The organism is Shewanella sp. HL-SH5 (genome assembly GCF_051163755.1).
GTDB classification, from domain to species: Bacteria; Pseudomonadota; Gammaproteobacteria; order Enterobacterales; family Shewanellaceae; genus Shewanella; species Shewanella glacialimarina.
Genome location: NZ_CP195038.1, coordinates 857,768 through 869,287, shown reverse-complemented (window position 1 = coordinate 869,287; position 11,520 = coordinate 857,768). Strand labels below are relative to the sequence as shown.

The window sequence follows — 11,520 nt, the reverse complement described above, 5'->3', positions numbered from 1 at the left end:
TCTTTTCTTCGAATTAATAGAGACCAGCTAATTTCATGATAAATATTGCCAAAGCACCAATTGCGACTGCACTGCTACTTTCTTTTGTGTCGTTTACCTCTTCTGCTAACACACCGCAGCCAGATGCACGTCCAACGCCTAATCGCGCCCCAATGGTTACCCCTGATGCACCAAGTGTTGCGGCAAAAGCCTATGTGTTAATGGATTATTATTCAGGCCGCGTCATCGCAGAACAAAATGCTTATGACAGCTTAAACCCTGCCAGTTTAACTAAAATGCTGACCAGTTACGTTATTGGGCATGAAGTTAAAGTGGGGAATATTTCACTAGATGATGATGTGCTTATCACCCAAAATGCCTGGTCAAAAAACTTTCCTGATTCATCAAAAATGTTCATTGAAGTCGGCAAAACAGTCAAAGTTTCCGACTTAAATCGCGGTATTATTATTCAATCAGGAAACGATGCGTGTGTTGCTATGGCTGAACACATTGCAGGCACAGAAGGTGCATTCGTTGATTTAATGAACTCATGGGCAAAGCAGCTAGGTATGAATGACAGCTACTTTGAAAACTCACACGGTTTAGATTCAGATGCCCATAAAACAACCGCATACGATATGGCCATTTTAGGTGCGGCACTTATTCGTGATGTGCCTGAAGAATACCGTGTCTATTCAGAAAAATCTTTTACCTTTAATGGTATTAAACAATACAACCGCAATGGACTACTGTGGGATAACAGCTTAAAAGTAGACGGCATTAAAACAGGTCATACTTCAGGTGCAGGTTATAACTTAGTCTCATCTGCCACCAGTGACGATGGCATGCGTTTAATTACCGTAGTACTCGGTACTAGTAGTGAGTCAGCCCGTAAAGCTGAAAGTAAAAAGTTACTTAACTACGGTTTCCGCTTTTTTGAAACCATCACGCCTTACAAAGCGGGTGACACTTTTGTAAGCCAAAAAATTTGGTATGGCGATGTTGATAATGTTGACCTAGGGGTCATAACAGATACGCCTATTACCATCAGCCGTGGTAAAGCCAAAGACTTACAAGCCAACTTTGAGTTAACTAAGCCATTAAGTGCCCCACTTGCCAAAGGCGAAACGGTTGGCCGTGTGTTCTTCCAATTAGATGGAAAAGACATTGCTCAGTATCCTTTAGTGACATTAAATACTGTTGAAGAAGGTAGCTGGTTCAGCAAATTGATGGACTATTTCAAACAAATGTTTGCTAGCTGGTTTGAATAAGCAATAATAATTATCCTGAAAATCAATTAATTGAAGCCGCTTTTACAGCGGCTTTATTATTTCAAGTTATCTAAGCCTTGAATCAGGTATAATCGCCACCATATTTAGTGTAACAATCACCAATGAGTAATCCGATGCTAAACACAACTTTTGATGAAGTAATGACGTTTCCTAATGCATGTCCATTTAAAGTAATTGGCGATGCTGATGACACCCTAGCCGATCGCGTAGTCGCAGTAGCGCAACAACTTGCCCCAGGCGACTATGTGCCAACCGTTAAAACATCAAGCAAAGGCAGTTATTATTCGATTACGATCCGCATTACCGTCACCAGCAAAGAGCATATTGAAAAAGCGTATATTGATCTTGCCGCTATTGAGGGCGTAAAACGCGTACTCTAACTGTTAAAGAGTTCTGTAAACGTGTAAAACTTGAGTATAATAGTCAGGAATTATTTTAAACACGTTGAACATACGCGTGACCGGTCCAACCTTTGGGGAGACGTTGCCCTTGCCAGCATCAACATTGCACATTCGCCATCTTGGTATGCAAGACTATCAATCTGTATGGCATGCTATGCAGGAATACACTGACACCCGTGACAGTGATAGCCAAGATGAACTTTGGGTTGTCGAACATCAACCTGTTTTTACCCAAGGTCAAGCGGGTAAAAGTGAGCATATTTTAAATCCTGGCGATATCCCGGTGATCCAAGTAGACCGTGGTGGTCAAGTCACCTATCACGGCCCTGGGCAACTAGTGGTTTATCCACTTATCGACATAAAACGTAATAAAATGGGCGTCAGGCAGCTGGTTAACAACATAGAGCAAAGCATAGTTGATATGTTAGCGCTATATAATGTCGAAGCCTATGCTAAGGCCGATGCCCCCGGCGTATATGTACAAGAACGCAAACTAGCTTCTTTAGGCTTACGCATTCGAAAAGGCTGTTCATTCCACGGCTTAGCGTTAAACGTAGACATGGACCTAGGCCCATTCCAACGTATTAACCCCTGTGGTTATGCCGGTCTTGAAATGGTGCAATGCAAAGCACTCGGCGGTCCACAAACCGTACTTGAAGCTGGCGATAAACTCATTCAAACATTTAGCCAAGTTATGGGTTACCAACAACTTGTGCATCATCAAGGATTAGCAGAATAATGAATAGGCCTGAAAGATTACAACCGGGAGTTAAATTACGTGACGCCGATAAAGTTGCACGCATTCCGATCAAAATTGTACCCTCAGAGCGCGAAACCATGCTGCGCAAGCCAGATTGGTTACGGGTAAAGCTGCCTTCATCTAATACACGTATTTTAGAAATTAAAGCTGCCCTGCGTAAAAATGGCTTACATTCTGTTTGTGAAGAAGCATCATGCCCTAACCTAGCGGAATGTTTTAACCACGGTACCGCTACCTTTATGATCCTTGGCGCTATTTGTACTCGTCGCTGCCCATTTTGTGATGTTGCCCATGGTCGTCCATTAGCCGCTGATGCCGAAGAGCCTAAAAAGCTGGCGCAAACTATTGCGGATATGAAGCTTAAATATGTGGTTATCACCTCGGTTGACCGTGATGACTTACGTGATGGCGGCGCACAACATTTTGCTGATTGTATTCGTGAAATTCGCCTGTTAAACCCTGCTATTAAGATTGAAATTTTAGTGCCTGACTTCCGTGGTCGTATTGATGCAGCACTAGAAATCTTAGCCACTGAGCCACCTGATGTGTTCAATCACAATTTAGAAACCGCGCCTAAGCATTATCGTAAAGCGCGTCCTGGTGCTAACTATCAGTGGTCACTAGACTTATTGAGAAAGTTTAAAGAACGTCATCCTGATGTACCCACTAAGTCTGGCTTAATGATGGGCTTAGGTGAAACTAACGAAGAAATTGCAGAAGTACTGCATGATCTACGTGCTCACAAGGTTGAAATGCTGACATTAGGTCAATATTTACAACCAAGTAAGTTCCACTTACCGGTTGAACGTTATGTGCCACCAGCAGAGTTTGACGAGCTTAAAGCATTAGCAGACAAACTTGGTTTTACCCATGCAGCATGTGGCCCGCTTGTCCGCTCAAGCTACCATGCAGATTTGCAAGCTCAGGGTAAAGAAGTAAAGTAACTTTTTGGCTTTAGAGTTTGAACAGAAACGGCGCTTATAGCGCCGTTTTTTTATGGGGAATGATTTACTTGAATTGGTAGGTCTTCTGCCGTATCACCGAAGCCATAGGCAATATCATGTTTTGATAGTTCAATATTCGACTTGATTTCTGTCACTTTTTTAAGGTGACATCCCCTAATGATTCAGTTTTTTATGCAAAATATTGTATCTATGCTTCTTAGTCGAGGGACGAGGAAAAGTGTTATCTGCTGATACGCTTAATAGGCCATGACCATTTGAAATGGCATCGTTTACGTCCTGTACCGTCCAACTCAGCTGATATTCTGCATTGCTAAGCTCTGGAATTTTGATATAAAAAACGCTCCGGTGTATTGAATCCGGTTCACCAAATTGGCCAGCATCGAGTATCTGCTTTGCTAGGGTTTGTGAGTCTAAACTGAGTACAATATTGTTATCGCGTTTTAAGGTGATGGATATCAAAGTCACCTGATGTTCAAAAGTGGCTTTCAGTACATTTGGGGTGGTACAGGCCCATTCAAACTGCCCATTAATCTGCGGATTATCACTCTTATTAGCATATGCGCAGTATATTGGTGCGCTAACCAATAACAGCACAAATACCAAATTTAAAAAGCGATAAAAATTCATAGCTAAACACCTTATCATTTATTAATCCGTCAATTTCAGGTGTGTGTATTAAGAATAATTAACGTTAATATGATTGGCGCTTGTTACACACCAATCATATTGCCCAATACAACCAACACCATACTCACTATGGCTTTATAGATACTTTGGCGTTATGCACATACCTTAGATTAAGCACTCACATAAGTACCTAGCATTAGCTCGCTAGCATAACGTTCCTGTTTGCGTGATCGGGGTGATCCAGTAGCGACAAGGATTGTGTTTACACACAACAGATAGCGCATTCAGTAATGCGGCTTGAGCCTCAATAGGGTGCATAATTTCAAATTTACAAAACTCGCGATATCCTTCTACCTGCTCTTTGATATTAAAGTGGCTATGCTCGCGGCTAAAACCGCAAATATTGCCTAGGCTAAAACCTGACAAGAAATCGAGTGAAATCAAAGTGTCAACTATGTCGTCTTTAATATCATTTTGAGCGATTAGCACTAATACTTGCTCTGCGTTCATTGACGTTTCTCCAGCCAGTAATACAGGATTGGTAATAAATAAAGGGTGGTAATAGTCGATGTCAGCAAACCTCCGATAACCACTATAGCCAATGGCTTTTGAATTTCAGCGCCTGGGCCGGTGGCAAACACCAAGGGCATCAAACCAAACATGGCTGTTGTGGCTGTCATTAAGATAGGCCTTAATCGTCTTGCGGCGCCCTGTTCTACCCTAGTGATTAAGTCGCTAAATAGGTGCTTGGTTTGTTCGTAATAACTCACCATTACCACGCCGTTGAGCACTGCAACACCGAGCAAGGCGATAAACCCCACTGATGCAGGTACAGATAAATACTCACCCGATAAATACAAACTGACTATACCGCCCATCATGGCAAAGGGGACGTTGGCCAAAATTAAACTCGCTTTAGTGAGCGACCCAAATGTGGTGAATAGAATCAGGGTGATAAGCGCAATGGCGATTGGGATCACTAGTAGTAAGTTATTGGTTGCCCGTTGTTGGTTTTCAAATTCCCCGCCAAAACTGACGCTGTAACCGCTTGGAAACTTAATCTCTGTGGCTATTTTGGCGTTAAGCTCTTCCACAAACCCAACGATGTCTCGGCCTTGCACGTTGGTGGTTATCACAGAGAAACGGTCACCTTGTTCACGCTCAATTAAAATTGGCCCTTCTTTATAACTGAGCGTTGCCACATCAATTAAACGCTTTAACGAATGGTCTGGCATTACCAGCAATTGCTGCTGTAGCTCGCTGATGCTGCTTAGCCCGAGCTGATTACTGGCAATCAATACTGGAGTGCGTTTTTTACCTTGCAGCACTTCCGTCACCATCACACCTTCAAGCTGACTTTTAAGATAACGGGCAAACTCGATAGTGCTCATGCCAAAGCCGCGGGCCATTTCATTATTTAGAGTTAAGTTAATAAATGGGCTACCTTCTATCATCGACATTTTGATATCGATGCTGCCTTGGGTGGCACTGACAAGTTGTTCAATTTGCCCGGTAAGCTGGCCAAGGGTATAGATGTCGGTGCCAAATACTTTAATTGCAACGTCACCAATACTGCCGGTCAACATTTCAGACACGCGCATTTGGATTGGCTGAGTAAAGTTAAAGTTTACCCCGGGGTAATGTAATAACTCGGTGCGGATAGCTTCTATAAGCTCATCTTTAGTATCAAATCGCCATTCATCGCGAGGGGCTAACTCTAAAAAGACATCGGTTTCATTCAATCCCATAGGGTCTAATCCAATTTCATCTGCGCCAGTTCTTGCCACCATCTGCTTAATTTCAGGAAGCTGAGCTAATAGGGTTTGTTGAATTTGTTTATCTATCTCAATAGAAGCCTCAAGTGAAATAGAGGGCGATTTTTCCAACTGTAAAATAATATCGCCTTCATCTAAGGTCGGCATAAAGGTTTTACCCACCAAACTAAATAAGCCTAAACTTACAATCAGTAAGGAAAATGCCACAATCATAAAAGACTTTTTATAAATAAAAGTGCCTTTAAGACTGGTTAAATAAGCGGCTTTCAATTTTTCGATGGCTTTGGGTTCTTGCGCCGATTTTTCATTCACTAAGTAAGATGCAACAACCGGAATAACGGTTAACGACAACACAAGTGCCGATAACATGGCAAACACTATGGTGACCGCAACGGGGGTGAATAACTTACCCTCTAGCCCAGTTAAGGTTAGCAAAGGCGAGAATACAATCATTACAATCACAGTACCGGAAACAACAGGCACTGCGACATCTTTTGTCGCTCTAAAAATAAGGTGCAAGCGCGGTAAACGTTGTTTGGTGGCGATAAGGTTCACCATGTTTTCAACCACTACAACCGATGAGTCCACCAGCATACCTATGGCGATAACAAGCCCACCCAAGCTCATTAAATTAGCCGATAGATTGAACAAATCCATCATTAAAAAGGTCATTAAGGCGGCTAAGGGCAAAGACAATGACACCACTAAAGCCGCGCGCACATTACCTAAAAACAGGGCGAGTAATACAATCACTAACAACACTGCCTCAAACAGCGCCGTTGAAATGGTATCAATAGCGGTATTAATCAAATTAGCGCGATCATAAAAAGTGTTGATCACACTGCCTTGTGGCAATGTCATGCTTATTTGATCAAGCTTTTGCTTAATATTGCTCACCACCTGCGCGGTATTAGCATCCTTTAGAGCAATGATTAATGCTTCGGCGGTTTCTTCACCATCTTTGGTTACGGCGCCATAACGCGCTAAATGACCAACATCAATATCAGCCAAATCCGTCAGGCGATACACTTTGCCGTTATCGGCTTTGATGACTAATTGCTCCAATTCATCGATGTCATCAATACGCCCTTCTGCGCGCACAATAATGGTGTCGGTACCTATGGTTAGCTTGCCCGCGCCCTCGTTATGGTTATTTTCCATAATGGCCTGTTGCAGCGCAGCAAAGCTGACCCCAGCCGCAGCCATTGCTGCGGGGTTCGGACTAATATTAAAACTTTTAGCGTATCCACCTAAAATATTCACATCGGCAACCCCAGCAACAGTGCGCAGTAACGGTCGCACTTCCCACTCAAGTAATTGCCGACGCTCCATCAAAGACAGATTAGGGTTTTCTAACGAAAACATGAATATTTCACTCAGCGGTGTGCTCATGGGCGCAACACCGCCAGACACACCCTCAGGAAAACTGTCCCACACGGCAGCAAGACGCTCACTGACCTGTTGCCTTGCCCAGTAAATATCGGTTCCTTCGGTAAAATCTAAGGTAATGTCACTGATGGCATATTTAGTGGTCGAACGAAGAATCGCCTGATTAGGAATGCCCAACAGCTCGGTTTCAATCGGCACGGTGATCTGTGCTTCGATTTCTTCGGGCGTCATCCCCGGAGCTTTTAAAATAATTTTAACTTGAGTAGGTGAAATATCAGGAAAGGCATCTAATGGGATAGAAAACCAGGCACGCCCGCCCGCAAGCATTAACATCAGCGCAACGATCAACACAAATAAGCGTTGTGTAAGCGAAAAACGAATAACCGCAGCCAACATGTTATTCGCCTCCCAAACCAAGCAATATACCTTTAGCTGCCGCAACAGATTGCGATAACACCTGCATTTGGCTTAAATCATGATCACTGGCGACAATATATTGATCCGGCGTAGAGCCTAAAACATCGATGCTCATCGCGGTTAAGTTAGTGGCAGCTTGGGTAAAAATTTGCGTGTCTTGATGCCAGGTAAATACACTATTTTTAGGCAGCAAATACACAGCTTTTTGATATTCAGGGATCACCGTAATTTGCTGTCCAAGTAACAGACCACAATCAGAGGTAATAGGCATTGACCATGCGGTTAAAAAGATCCCCTGTGCAATCGATGACACCTCATCAATGGCGATATGACACTGATTAATATTAATTGCCGATAATGATGTTGACTGGCTCATTGGTACATCGATTTTCACCCGAACACTGTCAGCGGGGATCAATGAAAACAACTGTGTGCCCTCTACATATTGGCTGTCGATATGATTCAATTTCACCACACCAGTCATAGGAGACGTCACCACCAAGGATTCTGTCTCTGCATCAATGCCTTGCACTATCTCCATAAAGTGTTGCATATGCTCAAACGTTAAATGGGTACTGAAATAATCCAGGCTGATCTCACGCCATTGATCGGTACTGATACTGCCACTTTTTAATAAAGGCTGATTTCGTTCATAGCGTTTTTTTGCCAGTGAATATAAACTTTCAGCGGCATCAATTTGGGCTAAAAAATGAAACACCTCCGGCCCAGTTAATCTCACTATGGCCTGCCCCTTAGTGACGTTTTGGCCCTGTGTGACTAAGAATGTCACTTGCTGAATATTTTCCGGCGCAGTGACCCAATAATCATTGCCAGGCAATCGCTCAACTTGAGCGGGTAAGGAGCTCCCTTCATAACTTGCCAACTTTTGCGGCTGAATATAACTCAGGGTTAAATTGCCCAGGTCAGCCAGTGAAATAGATTCTGCTCGAGTGGCTGCCGATGATAAACACACTAAAACAGTTAAAAAATGAGCACCAAACTTGAGCATCATAATGAAATTCCTAAGGCTTGCAGTTGCTGAGAATGTAATTGTTGTAACGTGACTTGATTCAAGGCTAAGCGCGCTTCAGTATCGAGAGCATCTATGTAACGACGCAGCCAAATTTCATAGCCAATTTGGTTTTGATTTTTCACTTGGGCTAAATTTTCAGTAATGGAACGGCTCAAGGACACCCCCCTTGTTAACAAGGTTTGTTGAGCCCGCAAGTTTTGCTGCTGAATAGCAAGCCGTTGAATTTGGTTGGTAAGCTCAAGGTAGATGCGTTCACCGTTGACACTTTGTTCTTGAAAATCTTTTTGCCACATAGAAACATCGCTTTGAGACAAAGCCGAACTAAAGCTCAAGGGCACATTAATTCCTATGCCTAAATGTTTGTCATTAAACTGATCAACTGCGGTTTCTTTAGCGGTTAACGATAACGTCCACGGATCTTGCTCTCCGCTTTGCTGGCTTTGTAACATCAGTTGTTTTTGTTGCAATTGCAGAGAATGAAGCAGCCAGGAAGGATGTTGCATCAACGCAGTTTGAACATGTTCTGGCGCGCTAAACTCACCTATATCAATGGCTTTTTCGACTATGTCATCGGGTAATTGATTTAGGCCAGTTAGCGAGGTAAACAAAGTCAGTGCTTCGGTTTGTTGCTGCTTAAACCCTATCTGTTCAAGCTCAATATCCACCAGCTCTTTTTCGAGCAGCAATATATTCACCAAGGGTAATTCCCCTGCGTCGGCTAATTTTTTTTGCTGAGTATATAGTTTAGATAACAGTCTTGATTTACGATCAAGTTGATTTAACTTTACAGCGGCAAGTCGTTGGTCCCACATGCTTTGCCTTAACAGCCCAGATAAATACAACTTTTGTAAGCGGGTTTGTTGTGCCTGAAGCGCCTGACTCAGTTGCACAAGCTGTTTATCACTTTGGTGCAAACTGAAGGTTTTTATTGGCAGGTTTAGGGATAATTCTTGCTCATAAATGTTACTATTATCCAAATCACCAAGGTAACTTAAGCTCACACTGGGTAACCCTGTTAACCAAGATGAACTGTTCAGTTCAATTGCAGATCTCTGACTTAGCGGTGATTTAGCTAGTCTTGATTGACTGATTTCAACTAATTGAGGTAACGCATTATTGGCAGCAATACTGCCAAAGCAAGTGCTACCTAAAGCGATAAACAAACATATTTTGATACCAAACTTAACTGCCGACATAAGTGATTTCTGTTCCCCTAAATGAATACTCACTTTATCATTTAGGGCCTAAACCACATGGGTAAGATGTATCATAAAAACGCTTATGGGACATATGTACCATAAAATAAAGCCATGATTTTATTTGATTTATTAAAAACACTTATATCTAGCCCAATACAAGCCGTTTGATTCAGGATCTACCATGAAAAAAGATGTATTCATAATTGTACTGTTACTGTTGATCACGCTATTCAAACTGTTTGATATTTTTGCAGACATTCAACTCGACATTCCTGTGTGGCATATCGCCCAAGAAGCCGTGCTGGTGCTTTTAACCATAATTGGCAGTATTTATTTAGGCTTTGATTTAATCCGTAACTCTCGTCAGGTAAAAGCCCTGAGAAGTAAACTTGCTAAAGCGGATAAACAGATCAACAACATGTCCAGTCAAATGCGCGCTGCAAGACAGGAATACAGCCAAACCATTGCGGCACAATTTGAACTATGGGGCTTTACTAAAAGCGAACAGCAGGTCGCACTGTTATTGTTGAAAGGACTGAGCTTTAAAGAAATAGCAGAAGTACGACTAACAAAAGAGAAAACAGTACGTCAGCAAGCTTCAACCATTTATAGCAAAGCTCAGGTTGATGGTCGCCACACACTATGTGCCTGGTTTATGGAAGACTTTATTCAAGAGTAAACAATATTAACAGTTAAAACGAATTGATATTTTCAGCAAAATCAAAAATCTAACAGAGCTATTACAAATATAGCTCAATCGAAGAGATTAAATATCGGGAGTAATCGAGAATCTAACTATCGATAGCGAGGATAATTAACTCAACACCAAATCCATCAAAATCGCATCTTCATGGCCATCGTCCGTTGGGTAATACCCCTTACGACGACTGGTTTCAACAAAGCCTGCTTTTTCATATAGCCCAATCGCACTCAAGTTAGACTGGCGCACCTCTAACATAATCACCACTGCATCGAATGCCTTTGCCTGTGCAACTAATGAGGTTAATAAGCGCTTACCTAAGCCTAAACCTTGTGCTGAGGGGGCAATGCAGATATCCATCAAGGTCACTTCATCAATCACCTGCTGAACAATACTAAAGCCCCATAATTGCCCCTCTGCCATCACGCCTTCAACGCGATACAAATGCCCGAAACAACTGGCTAAGGTGGCTTGCGACATCGGCGAATGATGACATGCCTGTTCAATGGCTGACATTTCAGTAAGGTGATCTTCAGTTAACGCGACCAAGGAATAAGTCATAAATATTTCCACAAAATGGGCAATTACAAAGTGATACTACCTAAGGTAGCGAGCAGGTATACCTAAATCATATCAGTTAGTTAAAGTAATTGTTACCAGATTAACAATTGCCCCTTATGGATTTATTCATATTCTTTCATAAGTTGTCTATATCCATTCATCCATGGTCTGACTGTCGTTAACAACTCTTATCTAATATGGGCTTCATCGGTAGATGTCATCATTAAGAGAGCAAATCATGACCACAAAAGAATTATCTGAAACACCTAAAAAAGTGAAATTCAATGAACTTAAAGCACTGGGATTTATCATTTTTTTGTTTTTCCCCATTGCCACAGCCACCAGCATTAGCGCCTATGGCTTTGTTATTTGGATGATCCAAGCCTTTGGTGGCGTGGTCGCTCACTAGTCCTTCTCACTCT

Annotated in this window: 12 protein-coding genes; 6 read left to right on the top strand and 6 right to left on the bottom strand. The window is 42.4% G+C overall.

All coding sequences use genetic code 11. The annotated features are described in order from the left end of the window. Positions 1-35 precede the first annotated feature (35 nt). The 4 genes from ACRWQM_RS03645 to lipA all read left to right on the top strand — a co-directional run bounded on the left by ACRWQM_RS03645 (position 36) and on the right by lipA (position 3,376). On the top strand, positions 36-1,250 hold the full coding sequence (locus ACRWQM_RS03645; protein WP_434926976.1) for a serine hydrolase: 1,215 nt from the start codon (positions 36-38) through the stop codon (positions 1,248-1,250). A gap of 134 nt (positions 1,251-1,384) precedes the next feature. Next, positions 1,385-1,651 (top strand): DUF493 family protein YbeD, encoded by a 267-nt coding sequence (gene ybeD, locus ACRWQM_RS03640; RefSeq protein ID WP_226413709.1) that lies wholly within the window; start codon positions 1,385-1,387, stop codon positions 1,649-1,651. Positions 1,652-1,760: 109 nt separating this feature from the next. Next, a complete protein-coding gene (gene lipB / locus ACRWQM_RS03635; RefSeq protein ID WP_434926977.1) occupies positions 1,761-2,411 on the top strand; it encodes a lipoyl(octanoyl) transferase LipB in 651 nt (216 codons plus the stop codon). Next, positions 2,411-3,376: a lipoyl synthase gene (lipA, locus tag ACRWQM_RS03630; protein WP_434926978.1), complete on the top strand. Its 966-nt coding sequence runs from the start codon at positions 2,411-2,413 to the stop codon at positions 3,374-3,376. The genes lipB and lipA overlap by 1 nt, the downstream gene beginning before the upstream one ends. Positions 3,377-3,550: 174 nt before the next feature. Here lipA and ACRWQM_RS03625 read toward each other — a convergent pair whose 3' ends face one another. The 5 genes from ACRWQM_RS03625 to ACRWQM_RS03605 form a co-directional block, all read right to left on the bottom strand. Next, positions 3,551-4,024: a hypothetical protein gene (locus tag ACRWQM_RS03625; RefSeq protein WP_434926979.1), complete on the bottom strand. Its 474-nt coding sequence runs from the start codon at positions 4,022-4,024 to the stop codon at positions 3,551-3,553. A gap of 204 nt (positions 4,025-4,228) precedes the next feature. Next, entirely contained in the window at positions 4,229-4,534 is a 306-nt protein-coding gene (locus ACRWQM_RS03620; protein WP_434926980.1) for a DUF3240 family protein, read from the bottom strand. Then, on the bottom strand, positions 4,531-7,584 hold the full coding sequence (locus tag ACRWQM_RS03615) for an efflux RND transporter permease subunit (protein WP_434931309.1): 3,054 nt from the start codon (positions 7,582-7,584) through the stop codon (positions 4,531-4,533). Before ACRWQM_RS03615 ends, ACRWQM_RS03620 begins: the two co-directional genes overlap by 4 nt. A gap of 1 nt (position 7,585) precedes the next feature. Beyond that, positions 7,586-8,617, bottom strand: coding sequence for a membrane fusion-like protein (locus tag ACRWQM_RS03610; RefSeq protein WP_434931308.1), 1,032 nt, complete (start codon positions 8,615-8,617; stop codon positions 7,586-7,588). Next, positions 8,614-9,834 carry a metal transporter gene (locus ACRWQM_RS03605; RefSeq protein WP_434931307.1) on the bottom strand — a complete coding sequence of 407 codons (1,221 nt, stop codon included), beginning with the start codon at positions 9,832-9,834 and terminating at the stop codon, positions 8,614-8,616. The genes ACRWQM_RS03610 and ACRWQM_RS03605 overlap by 4 nt, the downstream gene beginning before the upstream one ends. A gap of 184 nt (positions 9,835-10,018) precedes the next feature. Here ACRWQM_RS03605 and ACRWQM_RS03600 point away from each other — a divergent pair, with 184 nt between their 5' ends. Continuing rightward, complete coding sequence (locus ACRWQM_RS03600) at positions 10,019-10,516, top strand: helix-turn-helix transcriptional regulator (RefSeq protein WP_434926984.1); 498 nt, start codon at positions 10,019-10,021, stop codon at positions 10,514-10,516. Between the two features lie 135 nt (positions 10,517-10,651). Here ACRWQM_RS03600 and rimI read toward each other — a convergent pair whose 3' ends face one another. Beyond that, positions 10,652-11,098, bottom strand: coding sequence for a ribosomal protein S18-alanine N-acetyltransferase (gene rimI / locus ACRWQM_RS03595; protein ID WP_434931306.1), 447 nt, complete (start codon positions 11,096-11,098; stop codon positions 10,652-10,654). A 238-nt stretch (positions 11,099-11,336) separates the two neighbouring features. On the opposite strand from rimI, the gene ACRWQM_RS03590 reads away from it, so the two are divergent. After that, complete coding sequence (locus tag ACRWQM_RS03590; RefSeq protein ID WP_226413701.1) at positions 11,337-11,507, top strand: periplasmic nitrate reductase, NapE protein; 171 nt, start codon at positions 11,337-11,339, stop codon at positions 11,505-11,507. Positions 11,508-11,520: the final 13 nt, after the last annotated feature.